General features: G+C 69.1%; 16 protein-coding genes. 12 read left to right on the forward strand and 4 right to left on the reverse strand.

The genetic code is table 11. From position 1 onward, the window contains the following. The first annotated feature begins 137 nt into the window (after positions 1-137). Genes HNR28_RS03300 through HNR28_RS03325 form a run of 6 tightly spaced genes read left to right on the forward strand, consistent with a single transcriptional unit; the run spans position 138 to position 9,101 of the window. Complete coding sequence (locus HNR28_RS03300; RefSeq protein ID WP_151023744.1) at positions 138-1,565, forward strand: NarK family nitrate/nitrite MFS transporter; 1,428 nt, start codon at positions 138-140, stop codon at positions 1,563-1,565. Between the two features lie 55 nt (positions 1,566-1,620). Continuing rightward, on the forward strand, positions 1,621-5,376 hold the full coding sequence (locus tag HNR28_RS03305) for a nitrate reductase subunit alpha (RefSeq protein ID WP_151023745.1): 3,756 nt from the start codon (positions 1,621-1,623) through the stop codon (positions 5,374-5,376). Positions 5,377-5,388: 12 nt separating this feature from the next. Next, positions 5,389-6,930 carry a nitrate reductase subunit beta gene (narH, locus tag HNR28_RS03310; RefSeq protein ID WP_043684330.1) on the forward strand — a complete coding sequence of 514 codons (1,542 nt, stop codon included), beginning with the start codon at positions 5,389-5,391 and terminating at the stop codon, positions 6,928-6,930. Positions 6,931-6,938: 8 nt separating this feature from the next. Then, positions 6,939-7,637 (forward strand): nitrate reductase molybdenum cofactor assembly chaperone, encoded by a 699-nt coding sequence (gene narJ, locus HNR28_RS03315; protein WP_043684328.1) that lies wholly within the window; start codon positions 6,939-6,941, stop codon positions 7,635-7,637. Positions 7,638-7,647: 10 nt separating this feature from the next. Then, positions 7,648-8,334: a respiratory nitrate reductase subunit gamma gene (gene narI, locus HNR28_RS03320; protein ID WP_043684326.1), complete on the forward strand. Its 687-nt coding sequence runs from the start codon at positions 7,648-7,650 to the stop codon at positions 8,332-8,334. A 20-nt stretch (positions 8,335-8,354) separates the two neighbouring features. After that, positions 8,355-9,101, forward strand: a complete 747-nt coding sequence (locus HNR28_RS03325; RefSeq protein ID WP_043684324.1) for a peptidylprolyl isomerase — start codon at positions 8,355-8,357, stop codon at positions 9,099-9,101. A gap of 185 nt (positions 9,102-9,286) precedes the next feature. On the opposite strand, the gene HNR28_RS03330 is transcribed toward HNR28_RS03325, so the two are convergent. From HNR28_RS03330 to HNR28_RS03340, 3 genes are read right to left on the reverse strand one after another with little or no spacing between them, the layout of a single operon-like run. Then, positions 9,287-9,751 carry an RrF2 family transcriptional regulator gene (locus HNR28_RS03330; protein ID WP_043684322.1) on the reverse strand — a complete coding sequence of 155 codons (465 nt, stop codon included), beginning with the start codon at positions 9,749-9,751 and terminating at the stop codon, positions 9,287-9,289. A gap of 14 nt (positions 9,752-9,765) precedes the next feature. Then, complete coding sequence (locus HNR28_RS03335; protein WP_043684319.1) at positions 9,766-11,070, reverse strand: NnrS family protein; 1,305 nt, start codon at positions 11,068-11,070, stop codon at positions 9,766-9,768. After that, entirely contained in the window at positions 11,048-11,470 is a 423-nt protein-coding gene (locus tag HNR28_RS03340) for a group III truncated hemoglobin (protein WP_043684317.1), read from the reverse strand. The genes HNR28_RS03335 and HNR28_RS03340 overlap by 23 nt, the downstream gene beginning before the upstream one ends. Positions 11,471-11,781: 311 nt before the next feature. On the opposite strand from HNR28_RS03340, the gene HNR28_RS03345 reads away from it, so the two are divergent. Beyond that, entirely contained in the window at positions 11,782-12,876 is a 1,095-nt protein-coding gene (locus tag HNR28_RS03345; protein ID WP_084330725.1) for a glycosyltransferase family 2 protein, read from the forward strand. Next, the gene (locus HNR28_RS03350) at positions 12,873-14,519 is read left to right on the forward strand and encodes an ArnT family glycosyltransferase (protein WP_151023746.1); all 1,647 of its coding nucleotides are present in this window, start codon (positions 12,873-12,875) and stop codon (positions 14,517-14,519) included. The genes HNR28_RS03345 and HNR28_RS03350 overlap by 4 nt, the downstream gene beginning before the upstream one ends. Here the strand turns inward: HNR28_RS03350 and HNR28_RS03355 are convergent. Continuing rightward, the gene (locus tag HNR28_RS03355; RefSeq protein ID WP_043684315.1) at positions 14,479-14,871 is read right to left on the reverse strand and encodes a GtrA family protein; all 393 of its coding nucleotides are present in this window, start codon (positions 14,869-14,871) and stop codon (positions 14,479-14,481) included. The genes HNR28_RS03350 and HNR28_RS03355 overlap by 41 nt on opposite strands. Here HNR28_RS03355 and HNR28_RS03360 point away from each other — a divergent pair. From HNR28_RS03360 to moaA, 4 genes are all read left to right on the forward strand, one after another. Further along, on the forward strand, positions 14,870-15,718 hold the full coding sequence (locus HNR28_RS03360; RefSeq protein WP_276808310.1) for a ChbG/HpnK family deacetylase: 849 nt from the start codon (positions 14,870-14,872) through the stop codon (positions 15,716-15,718). The two genes, HNR28_RS03355 and HNR28_RS03360, sit on opposite strands and share 2 nt — an antisense overlap. Next, positions 15,715-16,077, forward strand: a complete 363-nt coding sequence (locus HNR28_RS03365; protein WP_151023747.1) for a protein tyrosine phosphatase family protein — start codon at positions 15,715-15,717, stop codon at positions 16,075-16,077. The genes HNR28_RS03360 and HNR28_RS03365 overlap by 4 nt, the downstream gene beginning before the upstream one ends. Positions 16,078-16,148: 71 nt before the next feature. After that, the gene (locus tag HNR28_RS03370) at positions 16,149-16,610 is read left to right on the forward strand and encodes a universal stress protein (RefSeq protein ID WP_043684311.1); all 462 of its coding nucleotides are present in this window, start codon (positions 16,149-16,151) and stop codon (positions 16,608-16,610) included. A 55-nt stretch (positions 16,611-16,665) separates the two neighbouring features. Beyond that, the gene (gene moaA / locus HNR28_RS03375; protein ID WP_043684309.1) at positions 16,666-17,751 is read left to right on the forward strand and encodes a GTP 3',8-cyclase MoaA; all 1,086 of its coding nucleotides are present in this window, start codon (positions 16,666-16,668) and stop codon (positions 17,749-17,751) included. Positions 17,752-17,945 lie beyond the last annotated feature (194 nt).

The following is a 17,945-nucleotide window of genomic DNA, read 5'->3' on the forward strand; positions in this document are numbered from 1 at the left end:
GTGGCCCGCTGACGTGATCCTGCTCCACAGACTGCCCCGTGTCCGGTACGGAAAATCGGCGGCTGTTTGATTCAGATCATCACCCTTACCGCGCGTGGGGGTTTAAGGTGGAGGCCCCCGGAACCAGGAGCCCTTGCATGAGCCTCTCCACCGATGCATCCCCCAAGGCCCGCCGCGGGCGCCTGCTCACCGTCTGGACGCCCGAGGACCAGGCGTTCTGGGTAAACGAAGGCAACGCGATCGCCAACGTCAATCTCTGGATCTCGATCCCGGCCCTGTTCCTCGCCTTCGCCGTCTGGCAGATGTGGAGCGTGGTGGCGGTCAACCTGCCCAACCTGGGCTTCCGCTACACCGAAAACCAGCTCTTCTGGCTGGCGGCGCTGCCGGCCCTGTCCGGCGCCACGCTGCGCATCTTCTACTCCTTCATGGTGCCCGTGTTCGGCGGCCGGCGCTGGACGGCGCTGACCACGGCCAGCCTGCTGCTGCCCACCATCGGGGTGGGGCTGGCGGTGCAGGACCCGACCACGCCGTATTCCACCATGCTGATCCTCGCCCTGCTGTGCGGGCTGGGGGGCGGGAACTTCTCCTCGTCGATGTCCAACATCAGCTTCTTCTTCCCCAAGGAGCGCAAAGGCTCCGCCCTGGGCCTGAACGCCGGCCTGGGCAACCTGGGCGTGTCCTCGGTGCAGTTCCTCGCGCCGCTGGTCATCACCATGGGCATCCTCGGCCCCTGGGCGGGCGAGCCGCAGATGGCGAAGCTGTCGGGCGCCCACGGCGGTCCGGTCGAGATCTGGGCGCAGAACGCCGCCTTCATCTGGGTGCCGTTCATCATCATCGTGTCGATGCTGGCCTGGGTGGGCATGCACGACATCGCCGACGCCAAGGCATCCTTCCGCGACCAGGCCGTCATCTTCAAGCGCAAGCACAACTGGATCATGTGCTTCCTCTACCTGGGCACCTTCGGCTCCTTCATCGGCTTTTCCGCCGGCTTCCCGTTGCTGATCAAGTACCTCTACCCCGACATCCGCCCGCTGCAGTACGCCTGGCTGGGACCGCTGGTCGGCGCCATGGCGCGGCCCTTCGGCGGCTGGCTGTCGGACCGGATGGGCGGCGCGCGGGTCACCTTCTGGACCTTCTTCTGGATGATCCTGGGGGTGCTGGGCGTCATGGCCTCGCTGCCGGGCGGCCAGTCTCCAGGGAACTTCTTCGGCTTCCTGCTGTCCTTCCTGTTCCTCTTCTTCCTGACCGGCATCGGCAACGGCTCCACTTTCGCCATGATTCCCGTGATCTTCAACACCCTGGCGCAGCGCCGCCACGCCGGCGGCGGCCCGGACGCCCAGGCGCGGGCCGACACCGAAGGCGCCAAGGAATCCGCCGCGGTGCTGGGCTTCAGCGGCGCCATGGGGGCCTACGGCGGCTTCTTCATCCCCAAGAGCTTCGGCACGTCCTTTGAACTCACCGGCACCCCGTATGCCGCCCTGTTGTTCTTCGTCGTGTTCTATGCCGTTTCGATTGCCGTGACCTGGTGGTACTACTCGCGGCGCCGCGCGGAAATCCCGTGCTGACGCGCCGCCGCGCGCCGGTCCCAGGCAGAACCCTTTTCTAACAGGAGCGTCCATCGTGAGCCATTTCATCGACCGCCTGAAATACTTTTCCCGCCCCAAGGAATCCTTCTCCGACGGGCACGGCGCGGTGGTCCGCGAAGACCGCACCTGGGAGGACGCCTACCGCAACCGCTGGCAGCACGACAAGATCGTGCGCTCCACGCACGGGGTGAACTGCACCGGCTCCTGTTCCTGGAAAATCTACGTCAAGGGCGGCCTGGTCACGTGGGAAACGCAGCAGACCGACTATCCGCGCACCCGGCCGGACATGCCCAACCACGAGCCGCGCGGCTGTCCGCGCGGTGCCACGTTCTCGTGGTACCTGTACAGCGCCAACCGCGTCAAATACCCCATGCTGCGCGGCCGCCTGGCCCGCCTGTGGCGCGAACAGCGCAAGACGATGGGCCCGGTCCAGGCCTGGGAGGCCATCGTGTCCGATCCGGACAAGGCCGCCAGCTATAAATCCGCGCGCGGCCTGGGCGGCTTCGTCCGGTCCAACTGGGACGAGGTCAACGAGATCGTCGCGGCGGCCAACATCCACACCATCAAGCGCCACGGCCCCGACCGCATCGCCGGCTTCTCGCCGATCCCGGCCATGTCCATGGTGTCCTACGCCTCCGGCAGCCGCTACCTGTCGCTGCTGGGGGGATCGCTGCTGAGCTTCTACGACTGGTATTGCGACCTGCCCCCTTCCAGCCCGCAGACCTGGGGCGAGCAGACCGACGTCAGCGAATCGGCCGACTGGTACAACTCCACCTTCATCATGCTGTGGGGCTCGAACGTGCCCCAGACCCGCACGCCCGACGCCCACTTCATGGTCGAGGCGCGCTACCGCGGCGCCAAGGTCGTGTCCGTGTTCCCCGACTACGCCGAAGGCGCCAAGTTCGGCGACATCTGGCTGCACCCCAAGCAGGGCACCGACGCGGCCCTGGCCCTGGCGATGGGCCACGTCATCCTCAAGGAATTCCACCTCGCGGGCAAGAGCGCCTATTTCGACCGCTATTGCCGCCAGTACACCGACATGCCCTTCCTGGTGCGCCTGGTGCGCCAGGGCGACCGCTACGTGCCCGACCGCAAGCTGCGGGCGGCCGATTTCGCCGACCGCCTGGGCCAGGACAACAACCCCGAATGGAAGACCGTCGCCTGCGACCAGGACACCGGCGAGCTGATCGTGCCGCAGGGCTCCATCGGCTTCCGCTGGGGCCAGCAGGAGGGCGGGGACGCCGGCAAGTGGAACCTGGAGCTCAAGGACGCCCGGGGCCACGAAGTGCATCCGCGCCTGTCCCTGATCGACGCCTACGACGAGGTCGCGCCGGTGGCCTTCCCGTACTTCGGCGGCATCCACCACGACCACTTCCAGGGTACCGAACACGACGAGGTGCTGGTGCGCAACCTGCCCGTCAAGCGCATCCAGACGGCCGAGGGCGAGGTCCTGGTCGCCACGGTGTTCGACCTGTTCGTGGCCAACTACGGCATCGACCGGGGCCTGGGCGGCGACAACGCGGCCGCGTCCTATGACGACGACGTGCCCTACACCCCCGCCTGGCAGGAGCGCATCACCGGCGTGGACCGCGAAAAGGTCATCACCGTGGCGCGCCAGTTCGCCGACAACGCCGACAAGACCGAAGGCAAGTCCATGGTCATCCTGGGCGCCGGCCTGAACCACTGGTACCACATGGACATGTCGTACCGCGGCATCATCAACCTGGTGTCCATGTGCGGCTGCGTGGGCCAGTCCGGCGGCGGCTGGTGCCACTACGTGGGCCAGGAAAAACTGCGTCCCCAGACCGGCTGGACCATGCTGACCTTCGCGCTGGACTGGCTGCGCCCGCCGCGCCACATGAACGGCACCTCGTTCTTCTACGCGCATACCGACCAGTGGCGCTACGAAAAGCTGCAGGTGCCGGAACTGCTCTCGCCGCTGGCGGATCCCTCGAAATACCAGGGCAGCCTGATCGACATGAACGTGCGCTCCGAGCGCATGGGCTGGCTGCCCACGGCCCCGCAGCTGCAGACCAATCCGCTCGACATCGTGCGCGCGGCCCGGGCGGCCGGCCAGGATCCCAAGGATTACGCGGTCAACGGCCTGCGCGACGGCTCGCTGAAGTTCTCCTGCGAGGATCCGGACCATCCCGACAACTTCCCGCGCAACCTCTTCGTCTGGCGCTCCAACATCCTCGGATCCTCGGGCAAGGGGCACGAATATTTCCTCAAGCACCTGCTGGGCACCCAGCACGGCGTGCAGGGCAAGGACCTGGGCGAGTCGGGCGGCGTCAAGCCGCTGGAGGTCGCCTGGCACGAGGACGCGCCCCAGGGCAAGCTCGACCTGCTGGTGACGCTGGATTTCCGCATGTCCACGACCTGCCTGTATTCGGACGTGGTGCTGCCCACGGCCACCTGGTACGAAAAGAACGACCTGAACACCTCCGACATGCATCCCTTCATCCACCCGCTGTCGGCGGCCGTGGATCCGATCTGGGAATCGCGCAGCGACTGGGAAATCTACAAGAACCTGGCGAAGAAATTCTCCGAGCTGGCGGCCGGCGCCGGCCTGCCCGACGAGGACCTGGTGCTGCAGCCCCTGCAGCACGACTCCCCGGGCGAACTGAGCGACCCCTACGACGTGCGCGAATGGCGCAAGGGCGAGTGCGAGCTGATCCCCGGCAAGACGCTGCCGAACATGATGGTCGTGAACCGCGACTACAAGCGCGTCTACGAGCGCTTCACCACGCTCGGGCCGCTGGCGGAAAAGCTCGGCAACGGCGGCAAGGGCATTTCCTGGGACACCAAGGAGGAAGTCGAATTCCTCGGCAAGCTCAACGGCCGCGAGCGCGATCCCGGCGTGGGCCAGGGCCAGCCGCGCATCTTCACCGACATCGACGCCTGCGAGACCATCCTGACCCTGGCGCCGGAAACCAACGGCCACGTGGCCCTGAAGGCCTGGGAAGCCCTGTCGAAATTCACCGGCCGCGACCACTCCCACCTGGTCAAGTCCAGCGAGCATGAAAAAATCCGCTTCCGCGACATCCAGGCCCAGCCGCGCAAGATCCTGACTTCGCCCACCTGGTCGGGGATCGAGTCCGACAAGGTCAGCTACAGCGCCGGCTACACCAACGTGCACGAGCTCATCCCCTGGCGCACGCTGACCGGGCGCCAGGAGCTCTACCAGGACCACCCCTGGATGCGCGACTTCGGCGAATCGCTGTGCGTGTACCGGCCGCCGGTGGACACCAAGACCATCGCGCCCATGCTGGACAAGCGCTTCAGCAACGGCGAGCCGCACGTGGTGCTGAACTTCATCACGCCGCACCAGAAATGGGGGATCCACTCCACCTATTCGGACAACCTGATCATGCTGACGCTCTCGCGCGGCGGCCCGATCGTCTGGATGTCCGAGATCGACGCGGCCAAGGCCGGCATCGTGGACAACGACTGGATCGAGGTCTTCAACGTCAACGGGGCGCTGGTCGCGCGCGCCGTGGTCAGCCAGCGGGTGCCCGAGGGCATGACCATGATGTACCACGCGCAGGAAAAGATCGTGAACGTGCCGGGCTCCGAGGTCACCGGCAAGCGCGGCGGGATCCACAATTCCGTGACCCGCACCGTGCTCAAGCCCACGCACATGATCGGCGGCTACGCCCAGCTGTCCTATGGCTTCAACTACTACGGCACGGTCGGCTCGAACCGCGACGAGTTCGTGGTCGTCCGCAAAATGAAAAACATCGACTGGATGGACGAGACCCATGAGGTCACCGCCCAGACGCAGGCCTGAGGAGTCCGACACATGAAAATCCGCGCGCAAGTCGCCATGGTCCTGAATCTGGACAAATGCATCGGCTGCCATACCTGTTCGATCACCTGCAAGAACGTCTGGACGTCCCGCGAGGGCATGGAATATGCCTGGTTCAACAACGTCGAGACCAAGCCCGGCGTGGGCTACCCCAAGGACTGGGAAAACCAGGACCGCTGGAACGGCGGCTGGCGCCGCCGCGACAACGGCCGCATCGAGCCGCGCCAGGGCGGCAAGCTGCGCCTGCTGTCGCGCATCTTCTCGAACCCGAACCTGCCCGAGATCGACGACTACTACGAGCCCTTCACCTACGACTACGACTACCTGCAGAAGGCCCCGGAGCGCACCACGCCGCCGGTGGCGCGGCCGCGTTCCCTGATCACCGGCCAGCGCATGGAAAAGATCGAATGGGGCCCCAACTGGGAGGAAATCCTGGGCGGCGAATTCGCCAAGCGCTCGCAGGACTACAACTTCGAGGCGGTGCAGAAGGACATCTACGGGCAGTTCGAGAACACCTTCATGATGTACCTGCCGCGCCTGTGCGAGCACTGCCTGAACCCCACCTGCGTGGCCAGCTGTCCCTCGGGCTCGATCTACAAGCGCGCCGAGGACGGCATCGTCCTGATCGACCAGGACAAGTGCCGCGGCTGGCGCATGTGCGTGTCCGGCTGTCCGTACAAGAAGATCTACTACAACTGGAAGTCCGGCAAGGCGGAAAAGTGCATCTTCTGCTACCCGCGCATCGAGGCCGGCATGCCCACGGTCTGCTCCGAGACCTGCGTGGGCCGCATCCGCTACCTGGGCGTGCTGCTCTACGACGCCGACGGCATCGAGGCGGCCGCCAGCACGCTGCATGAAAAGGACCTGTACCAGGCCCAGCTGGACCTGTTCCTGGACCCCTACGATCCCGAGGTCCGCCGCCAGGCCCTGGCCGACGGCATCCCGGAAAACTGGCTGGACGCGGCCTGCAATTCCCCGGTCTACAAGATGGCCGTCGAATGGAAGATCGCCTTCCCCCTGCACCCGGAATACCGCACCCTGCCCATGGTGTGGTACGTGCCGCCGCTCTCGCCGATCCAGTCGGCCGCCAACAGCGGCCGGATCGGCTCGTTCGGCGAGATTCCCGACGTGCAGTCGCTGCGCATCCCCCTGCGCTACCTGGCCAACCTGCTGACGGCCGGCGACGAAGCTCCCATCGCCACGGCGCTGGAGCGCCTGCTGGGCATGCGCGCCTTCATGCGGGCGCGCTCGGTGGACCGCCAGGAGCGCCACGACATCCTCGACCAGGTCGGCCTGTCCCTGCACCAGGTCGAGGACATGCACCGCTACCTGGCCATCGCCAACTTCGAGGACCGCTTCGTGGTGCCGACCGCCCACCGGGAAAGCGCCGAAAATGCCTTCGAGCTGCGGGGCGGCTGCGGCTTCACCTTCGGCAACGGCTGCTCGGGCGGCACGTCCGAGGGCTCGCTGTTCGGCAAGCCGCGCAACAAGCGCAAGCCGAGCGTGGTGTTCCTCGACCCGGCCCGCACGGCCTAGGAGCGCGCATGGATACCCTCACGACTTTCCGTCCGGCGCCGGTGTATTCGGTCCTGTCCGTCCTGCTCGGCTATCCCGAGCGGGAATGGCTGGACGCCCTGCCGGAACTGTCCGCCGTCCTGCCGCCCGCCGTGCGCGCGCGGCTGGCGCCGCTGTTCGACTTCCTCGGGCAGGACGCCGACCTGATCGATCTCCAGGAGCAGTACGTCGCCACCTTCGACCGGCGCGCGGCCCATTCCCTGCACCTGTTCGAGCACGTGCACGGCGAATCCCGCGACCGCGGCCAGGCCATGGTGGACCTGCGCAACGAATACCTGAAGCACGGGCTGGAGCCGGCCACCACGGAACTGCCGGACTACGTGCCGCTGTTCCTGGAATTCCTCGGCCAGATCCCGGCCGAGGCGGCCGAGGACCTGCTGGGCGACGCCATCCACGTGCTGGCCCGGCTGGGCGACAAGCTGGCGCAAGCGGACAGCCCCTATGCCTGCCTGTTCGCCCAGCTGCGGACCATGACCGACGTGCAGCCCGAGGTCCTGCCCGATCCCCCCGAAGGCGACATGGAAGAAACCCTGATCACCTTCGGCCCCGAGGCCGACGGCACCGAACCCCTGCTCATGCGTCGCGCGGGCCGCGGCGACGGCGCGCAGCCCCTCGTGTTCCATCCGCCCCGTTCCCGTCAGGCCGGTCCGGCCGGCGGCCAGGTTTGAGGAGACTCCCATGAAAGCCACGCTCGAACTCTTTTTCTTTGGGGTGTATCCCTATATCGCGCTGACCGTGTTCTTCGTGGGCAGCCTGCTGCGCTTCGAGCGCGAGCAGTACACCTGGAAGAGCGATTCCAGCCAGCTGCTGCGCCACGGGTCGCTGCGCTGGGGCAGCAACCTGTTCCACATCGGCATCATTTCCCTGTTCTTCACCCATCTGGTGGGGCTGCTGACGCCGCCGGCCGTCTACCACGCCTTCGGCGTGACGACGCAGTTCAAGCAGATGATGGCCATCGTGGTCGGCGCGATCCTGGGGGTCGTCTGCCTCATCGGCCTGCTGCTGCTGATCCACCGCCGCTGGGCGGAAATCCGCCTGGCCCACAATTCCAACGTGTCCGACTGGGTGACGCTGCTGTGGATCCTGCTGGTGCTGGTGGTGGGCATCGCCTCGATCTTCACGTCCGTGCACCACTCGGACGGCGCGGTGATGGTCCAGCTGGGCGAATGGGCCCAGCGCATCGTCACCTTCCGCGGCGGCGCGGTCGGCGCCCTGGAAGGCGTGCCCGGCGTCTACCGCCTGCACATGGTGCTGGGCATGACGCTGTTCGTGATCTTCCCCTTCACCCGCCTGGTGCACGTGTGGTCGGGCTTCGCCTCGGTCGCCTATCTGGCGCGGGCCTGGCAGCTCGTGCGGCCGCGCTGAACCGGTCGGGGACACGAGGCATGATCACCGTCAACGACACGCTCATCACCGAGGCCGAGATCCTGGCCGAGGTCCCGCGCCACCAGCGGGAAGCCAATCCCCGCCTGGCCGCCGGCCAGGAACTGGTGCTGCGCGCGCTGTGCCGCCAGCGCGCCGCCGAACTGGACCTGTCGGCCCAGGACGACGAGACCCTGCTCGAATCCGTGCTGGCGCACGACGTGCGCACGCCCGAGGCCGACGAGGCCAGCTGCCGGCGCTACTACGAGCAGCATCCCGACGAGTTCCGCGAGGGCGACCTGGTCGAGGCCTGGCACATCCTGTTCCAGGCCACCTCCGGGCTGGACGTGCAGAAACTGCGCGCCCGGGCCAACGGCGTGCTGGCCGAGCTGCACCGCGAAGGCCTGGGCTCGTTCGCGGCCTTCGCCCGCACCTATTCCAATTGCCCCTCCGGCGCGGGCGGTGGCGCCCTGGGCGAACTGACGCGCGGCGAGATGGTGCCGGAATTCGAGCGCGCGGTCTTCGCCCTGCCGGAATACACCCTGGGCGGCGAACTGGTCGAAACCCGCTTCGGCTTCCACATCGTGCGCACCGGCCGCAAGGTCGAAGGCCGCGCCTTGCCGTTCGAGGCCGTGCGCGAACGGCTGGCGGCCTGGCTGGAGGAATCCAGCCGCCGGCGCGCCGTGCACCAGTACCTGCAGCAATTGGTCGGGGCCGCCCGCATCGAGGGCATCCCCATGCAGGGCGCGGATTCGCCGCTGGTGCAATAGCAGGATTGCCGCTGTGCGCGTGGCGGCGGGCGGTTCCCCTCCGCTCTGCTCGGCGGTCCTCCCTGTGGTCGGACTGCCCGGCCCTTTCTCGTCCGAGCGGGCGGTGCGCAAACTCGTCGCGCTGCGCGCTCCTCAGACAGTGCGCACCGACCGCCCCCGCTCTCCCTTCGGAAGCGGCCGGCGCCTCACGCGGTTGTCGGGAAACCACCCGCCGCCACGCGGCGGGGCGCGATGCGCAGCGCCGCGGGCGGGACGGCCGGGATCACGTCGGCCAGGGTATGGGCGTCCAGGTGGTCCATGAAGGCCTTCATCGCGCCCGCGACGATGGGTTTCAGGCCGCAGCAGCCGCTCAGGATGCAGTGGTTGTCGGGCCCCATGCACTCCACCAGCGCCAGGTCGTTTTCCATGTCGCGGATCAGCGCGCCCAGGCGGATCTCGCCGGGTTCGTGGGCCAGTTCCATGCCGCCGTTCTTGCCACGCACGGTGCGGATCCAGCCACGCTGGGCGAGGCGGTGCGTGATCTTCATCAGGTGCGGTTCGGAAATGCCGTAGACCTGGGCGATCTCGGCGATCGTGCACAGGCGCTCGCGGTGGCTGCCGAGGTAGATCAGCAGCCGCACCGCGTAGTCGCTCATGTTGGTCAGGCGCATGGCGCGGGCCCTGGTCAGCGCGCCTGGGCGGGCCGCGCGTCGGCCCGGGGCGGGGCGGCGACGGGCGCGGGCTTGTCCGGCCGGGGGCGGATCAGCATCGGCGCGAAGCGCCACAGGTACAGGCCCATGCACAGGACCCAGGCGCCGCCGGCCAGGTGCAGCAGGGGCTGGCTGGCGGCCGAGGGCCACAGCGCGGCCAGCCGGAAGACGACGGCGGCGATCATCAGCCAGTAGCTGGCCAGCATGCTGCCGTCCAGCGCCAGCGGACGCCCCAGGTGGCCCAGGGCCGTGCGGGTCAGCATGCCGATGATGAGGACGCAGAAGCCGGCCATGCCGATCAGGTGGACGTGCGTGGCGCTGCGCGCCAGCAGGCCGCGCAGCAGCGCCGGGTCGAGCAGGCCGCTGACCTGGACCGCCGCGGCCAGCAGGCCGATGCCGATGAAGGCGTAGCCCAGGTACAGGATCCACAGCATGGGCTTGCGCAGCACCGCCAGCGGCCGCCAGGCCAGCAGCTGGCCCAGGCTGATCAGGCCGGTCAGCGCCAGGCTGAAGGCCATGAACAGCGGCAGGAAGGCCGGCCCGCCGGCGGCGGGCGGCACGATCTGCATCAGCACGCCGGCCACCAGCGCCAGGGCGCTGAAGACCATCTGGACGTGGCCGGAGCGGGTCAGCATGGGGATCTGCAGGCCCTGGACCATGCGCATGGAAAAGAAGGGGATGACGCGCCGGGCGATCAGCAGGGCGACCACGGCCATGCCGATCAGGCCCAGGTCGAAGCGCTGCATCAGCACCACGTAGTCGCCCCGCAGGGCCGCGAGCAGGTACAGCAGGTCGGCCGCGCCGAGCGCCAGCATCAGCACCGGCAGGCCGTAGTTGCGGCGGCTGCGGCCCTTGACCATCACGCGCATCAGGCTGGCCGCGGCGGCCAGGAAGAACAGCAGTTCCGCCGCCGTGGCGATCCAGAAGCCCGTCAGGCCGCCCGCCAGGAAGCCGATCCGGGCGGCGAGCCACAGCAGGCACAGCAGCCCCAGGGGGCGGCCGGTCAGGGGATTGAAGCCGGTCCAGGTGGCGCTGGCGGTGAGCAGGAAGCCGACCGCGATGGTGATGATGAAGCCCCACAGCATTTCGTGGGCGTGCCAGTAGACTTGCGACAGGGGGCCGTCCAGCACCTGCGGGACGAAGATCCACAGGGCGATGGAGATCAGCGCCCAGGAGGCGCCGGCCAGGTACAGCGGCCGGAAGCCGAGGGCCAGGAAGGCCGTCATGGACGGCCGCGGCGTGGCGGCGGCCGGTTCCTCAATATCGAGCAGGCGGGACATGGGCGTCGAACTCCGTCACGGGTTGGTCGGGTTGGTGGCTGATCTGGTAGCCGTACCACAGGCTGCGGGCGATGCGGCGGGCGAAATCCTCGGCCTGGGCCGCGAAGGCCGGGTTGTCGAACTCGTCCAGCGTCTCGCGGAACAGATCCAGCCAGCGCACGAACATCGGGCCGTCCAGGCCCGGCAGGGCGACGTGCCGCGGCATGGGCGTGCCGCTGTAGGTGCCGGTGCGCCGCAGCAGCGACGACCAGAAGCGCACCATGCGTTCCAGGTGCTCGTCCCAGTCGTCGATGTGGGCGTCGAAGATCGGCCCCAGGACCGCATCCTGGCGGACGCGGCGGTAGAAGTGGTGGACGAGGGTGGTGATCTCGTCCTCGGTACAGACCGGATTGTCTTCCATGCGGCGGCAGGTCGGATTTCAAAGGTTCATATTATAGATATCTTCACGCGGAACCGCAAAGCTCTTTGGTGCCCTTGTTGGCGTCCCGCACGGTGCCGCCCGGCCCTTGGATGCCCGCGCGGGCGCCGTGCGGCCCCTGGAGGTTCCGCGGCATTCCGCGCTGGCGAAGACACCGTCGGGAATCCGGGAAAATCCGTGGGGTTCCGCAGGCGCCGCGAGGCCCGGCGGACCCGGCGTTCAGTTATGATCGGATACTTCTCTTTCATCTCCCCGGATTGCGCACCGCCCGGCCTTCGCCGGCGTCTCCCATCATGCCTGAACCCGTCACCCTGTCCTGCGTCATCCCCTGTCTGAACGAGCAGGCCAACCTGGGGGTGCTGCTGCCGGAATTGCTCGCCATCCTGGCGCGCCAGGACTGCGCGCCGGAGATCATCGTCGTCGACGACGGCAGCACCGACGGCACCCCGGAACTGATGCGCCACTGGACCAGCCTGCATCCGGAAATCGTCTATCTGCGCCTGTCGCGCAACTTCGGCAAGGAAGCCGCCCTGACCGCCGGGCTGGACGTGGCGCGCGGCGACGCCGTGGTCTGCCTGGATGCCGACATGCAGCATCCCCCGCACATGATCCCCGCGATGCTGGCGCGCTGGCGCGCCGGCGTGCAGATGGTCTATGCCGTGCGCGCCACGCGCAACGACGAGACCTGGTTCAAGCGCATCGGCACGCGGCTGTTCTACGCCCTGATGCGCACCTCGGACGGCCTGGGCGTGCCGCCCAACGCGGGGGATTTCCGCCTGATGGACCGGGTCGTGGTCGACGCCCTGAAGCGGCTGCCCGAACGCGACCGCTTCATGAAGGGCCTGTTCGCCTGGGTCGGTTTCCAGTCCGAGGCCATGGTCTACACGCCGCGCCAGCGGCAGCATGGCGTCAGCCGCTTCCGGCCCCTGAAGCTGCTGCGCTTCGCCGTGGACGGGCTGACGGCCTTCACCACCTGGCCGCTGCGCCTGCTCAGTCTGCTGGGGGCCTGCCTCTCGCTGCTGGCCTTCCTGTACGGCCTGTTCATCATCGTGTCCCACCTGCTCTACGGCGACGCGGTGCGCGGCTGGGCCACCCTGATCACCGTGATCCTGTTCTTCGCCGGGGTCAACCTGATGTCGCTGGGGGTGGTGGGCGAATACGTCGCCCGCATCTTCACCGAGGTCAAGGGCCGGCCCGTCTACCTGCTGCGCGAGCGCGCGGGAACGGGGCTGGACGGTGCCGGCCCTGACCGAGGCGGCTCCGGCGGGTCCGGCCCCCGGCCCGGGCTGGAAGTCCCGCCGCCGCGCTACGCGGGGACCGCCGCGGCCGATGCGGACGCCCCGCCGGCGGTTGCCGATCCGCTTTCGCCGGAAGGACGCCAGGCATGAAAGTTCCCGTCTTCGGCGCGCGGCTGGTGGACGCCGGCGAATCCCTCTGGCGGCGCCTGCAGGCCCGGCGCGCCTGGCCCTGGGTGGCGCTGTTCGCCTTCCTCTGGCTGGCGGCCACCACCTGGACGTATCCGCTGCTGCTGCCCGACGAGGGCCGCTACGTCGGCGTGGCCTGGCAGATGCTGGCCTCGGGGGATTTCCTCACGCCGCGCCTGGACGGCCTGCCCTTCTTCCACAAGCCGCCGCTGTTCTACTGGCTGACGGCGGCGTCCCTGGCGCTGTTCGGCGACAACGCCTGGGCCGGGCGGCTGTGCTCGGTGCTGGCCGCCACGGCGCTGGTGACGGTGTTCTACGTCTTCCTGCGCCGCTACGCCAGCGGCGGCGCCGCGCGCCGCACGGCCCTGATCCTGGCGGTGCAGCCCTTCCTGTTCGGCGCGGCGCACTACGCCAACCTGGACATGCTGGTGGCCGCCCTGATGAGCCTGACCGTGATGGCGGGCGCCGACGCGGTGTTCCGCCGCGAGCAGCTGCGCCCGGACGCGGCGGCGCTGGCGGCCATGTACGTGGCGGCGGCGGCCGGGTTCCTCGCCAAGGGCCTGATCGGCGTCGTGCTGCCGGGCGGGGTGCTGTTCTTCTGGCTGCTGGGCCGGCGCCGCTGGCGCGCCATGGGACGCCTGCTGTGGTGGCCGGGCATCCTGCTGTTCCTGGCGCTGACCCTGCCCTGGATGGTGGCCATGGAACTGCGCCACCCCGGCTTCTTCGACTACTACATCGTCCACCAGCATTTCCAGCGTTTCCTCGAATCCGGCTTCAACAATCCGCATCCCTTCTGGTTCTACGTGCCGGTGGTGCTGGGCCTGACGCTGCCGTGGTCGATCCAGCTGTGGCGCTGGTTCCAGCCGCGCGGGCCGATGCAGACGGCGTTCGTGCCGCCCGCCCACCGGATCGAGCAGGTCGACCGCGGGGTGTTGCGCGGCCTGATGCTGTCCTGGCTGGCCGTGGTGCTGGTGTTCTTCTCGATTCCCACCTCGAAGCTGGTCGGCTACGTGATCGCCGTGCTGCCGCCGCTGGCCTGGTTCATCCAGGAAACCTTCGAGCAGCGGGAGGAATCCACCGCCCCGGGCGCGCGCCGCAGCCTGGTGCGGCATGCCCTGGTGGCGGCCGGCCTGTGCCTGCTGGCGGTGGCGGCGCTGGTGCTGTTTCCGCAGCGCAGCACCAAGGACCTGGCCCTGGCGCTGGCCGCCGGGGCGGCGCCCGGCGACCGCCTGGTGATGCTCGACCAGTATGCCTACGACGTGCCGATGTACGCCGGCTGGCGCGGCCCGGTCGTCGCTGTCGCCCAGTGGGACGACCCCAAGGTCATGCGGGGCGACGACTGGCGCCGCGAACTGGCCGACGCCGCCGGCTTCGCGCCCGACCGGGGCGCCGACCGGCTGTGGCTGCCGCAGCGGCTGCAGGCCTACCTGTGCGATCCGGCGCATGCGACGACCTGGCTGCTGGCCTGGCTGGACGAGGCCGACCGCCATCCGCCGCTGGCGGACCGCGCGCCCGTGGCGCGAACGCGCAAGATGGGCCTGTGGCGCGTGCCCGCCGCCGAGACCGTCAATGGCTGCGGCGAAACGCCCAGTAGCGCCCCAGAATGAAGGTCATCCCGGCGATGCCCACCAGCACCAGGGCCAGCAGCACGTCGTAGCGGATCGCCGTCAGGCGCAGCAGCGCGGCGTAGGCGGCCTCGTTGACGGCGAAGCCCAGCGCCGACACCAGGAAGAACCGCGCCGCCGCGCGCCCCAGCGGCGCGCGCTGGTGGCGGAAGGTCAGATGGTAGTGGCCCGCGAAGGACACGCCGAACGCCACCAGCCAGCCGACCACGTTGGCGGCCAGCGGCGGCAGGCCGCCCAGGGACACGCAGGCCACGGCGACCGCCCAGTGGGTGGCCGCCGCCGCGCAGCCTACAATGACGAACCAGCCGATCTGGGCAGCGAGTTTCTTGAACATGGATCCGGATTCACGAGCAGCAGGGCAGCGATACCGGCGCATTGTATTGTGCGCCGACGATTTCGGGATGAACCCGGCGGTGAACGCCGGCATCCTGTCGCTGGCCGCGCGGGGCCGCCTGTCGGCCACCAGCCTGCTGGTCGACGGCCCGGCCGCGCGCCGCGACACGGCGGCCCTGCTGGCCTCGGGCCTGCAGATCGGCCTGCACCTGAACTTCACCGAATCCTTCGGCCAGCCCGGCCCCTGCCTGCCCCTGGGGGCGCTGATCCGCGCTGCCTGGCTGGGACGGCTGCCCGGCGATGCCGTGCGGGCGGGCGTGCGGCGGCAGCTGGCGCTGTTCCAGGACATCACGGGCCGCGCGCCCGACTACGTCGACGGCCATCAGCACGTGCACCAGCTGCCGGGCATCCGCGATGCGCTGCTGGAATCGCTGCCCGAGCCCCGCGACGGCCAGCCCTGGATCCGCGACGTCGGCCGGCCCCGCATGGCGGGCCTGCCGCCGCGCCTGCGCTTCAAGGCCGCCGTCATCGCCGGGCTGGGCGCGTCCGGCCTGCGGCGCCGGGCGCGCCTGCGCGGCCATGCGCTCAACCCCGGCTTTCTGGGCGTGTATGATTTCCAGGGCGGCGTCCCGGCCTACGAGGGCTGGATGCGCCGCTGGCTGGCCTCGTGCCGCGACGGCGACGTGCTGATGTGCCATCCCGCGCTCGGCGCGGACGAGACCGACGGCCTGGCGGCGCAGCGCCAGGCCGAGCACGAGGTGCTGGCGGGCCCGCTGATGGGGCGGCTGCTGGCGGAACATCACCTGACGATCGTGGGGGCGGCGCGCCGCCCCGAGGAAACCACATGAGCCTGAGCTACCAAACCCTGACCCCCGACTTTTCCGTCGCCCCCCAGCTGCAGCCCGCCGACATGCGGGCCCTGGCGGACGCGGGGTTCAAGTCCGTCATCATCAACCGCCCGGACGGCGAGGGCGGCCCCGAGCAGCCCCTGTCCGACGACGTGCTGCGGGCGGCCCGCGAGGCCGGCCTGCAGGCGCGCTACCAGCCGGTGGTCAGCGGCGCGATCACCGCCGCCGACGTGGCCGAGTTCGCCGGCCTGCTGCGGGAACTGCCCGCGCCGGTGCTGGCCTTCTGCCGCTCGGGCGCGCGCTGCACCAATCTGTTCCAGGCCGCCCGGGAATATGGGGTAGATCAAACCCAGGGCTGATCCGACTGTCATTTCAGGGGGGCAGCAGGTATGCTGATATCTCCCTTTTCACCGTTTTGGATGATCCGCCCATGTTCAAGAAAATCCTGATCCCCACGGATGGCTCCAAGCTCTCCGCCCAGGCGGCCAACAAGGGCGTCTGCTTCGCCCGCACCATCGGCGCGGAAGTCGTCGCGCTGCACGTGACGCAGCCGTTCGCCGCCACGGTGGGCTTCGACGGCATGGCCGCCGCCTACGCCATCACGGACGAAGACTACGACCGCACCGCCGCCGAGCAGGCCAAGAAATACCTCCAGGCCGTGCTCGACCGGGCCGAGACCGCCGGCGTCAAGGCCAAGTCCCTGGCGGTGTCCAACTTCAACGTCGCCGACGGCATCGTGCAGGCCGCCCAGTCCGAAGGCTGCGACCTGATCTTCATCGGCAGCCACGGCCGCAGCGGCCTGTCGCGCCTGCTGCTGGGCAGCGTCACGGTCAAGGTCCTGGGCCTGGCCAAGGTCGCCACCCTGGTCTACCGGGTGAAGGAAAACGATTGAGGCCGGTTGATGCCCGAAGCGATCTCCTCCACGAGCGGGAACGGATCCTGATGCCATGCCCCGCGTGATCCATCACCAGCCGGACCCGGCGCCGGCGGGCGGCGACGCCGCCCCCGCACCGGGCGAGGCGGTGCGCGACACCTTCGGCCGCCCCTTGCGCGACCTGCGGATTTCCGTCACGGACCGCTGCAATTTCCGCTGCACCTACTGCATGCCGCGCGAGCTGTTCGGCGCGGACCACGCCTTCCTGCCGCAGGGCGCCCTGCTCACCTTCGAGGAAATCACCCGGGTCGCCCGGATCGCCCTGCAGGGCGGGGTGCGCAAGATCCGCCTGACCGGCGGCGAGCCCCTGCTGCGCAAGCAGATCGAAACCCTGGTCGGGATGCTGGCCGGCCTGCGCACGCCGGAGGGCGCCCCGCCGGAATTGACCCTCACCACCAACGGCACGCTGCTCGCCCGCAAGGCCCGCGCGCTGGCCGATGCCGGCCTGACGCGGGTGACGGTCAGCCTCGACGCGCTGGACGACGCCCTGTTCGAGCGCATGAGCGACAGCGGCGTGCCGGTCGCCACGATCCTCGACGGCATCGAGGCCGCGGCCGCCGCCGGGCTTGCGCCCGTGAAGGTCAACATGGTCGTGCGCCGGGGCATGAACGACGGCCAGATCCTGCCGATGGCGCGCCATTTCAGGGGCACCGGCCACACGCTGCGCTTCATCGAATACATGGACGTCGGCAACACCAACGGCTGGCGCATGGACGAAGTCGTCACCGGGGCGGAAATCGTGCGGATCATCGGCGCCGAGTTCCCGCTGCGGCCGCTCCAGGCCCGCTACCGCGGCGAAGTCGCCAACCGCTGGGCCTACGCCGACGGCGCCGGCGAGATCGGCCTGATCACCAGCGTGTCCCAGCCCTTCTGCGGGGACTGTACGCGGCTGCGCCTGTCGCCCGAAGGGCGGCTGTTCACCTGCCTGTTCGCCGAGCAGGGCCACGACCTCCGCGCGCTGCTGCGCGCCGGGGCCGACGACGCGGCGCTGGCGGCACGCCTGGCCGGCGTCTGGCGCGCGCGCGACGACCGCTATTCCGAACGGCGCGGCGAGGCCCACCGCGATCACAAGATCGAGATGAGTTACATTGGTGGATGAGACAGGACACAGAAGGGTCCCTGCGGACCCTTCTGTGCCTGTCGAATCCGAGCCGCGTGCAAGCGGCGAGGTGGAGGGATGCCCCAATCCAAGACCGGTCCCTGCGGACCCTTCTGTGCCTGTCGAATCCGAGCCGCGTGCAAGCGGCGAGGTGGAGGGATGCCCCAATCCAAGACCGGTCCCTGCGGACCCGG

The sequence above is a fragment of the Castellaniella defragrans genome (assembly GCF_014203015.1).
GTDB lineage: Bacteria > Pseudomonadota > Gammaproteobacteria > Burkholderiales > Burkholderiaceae_B > Castellaniella > Castellaniella defragrans.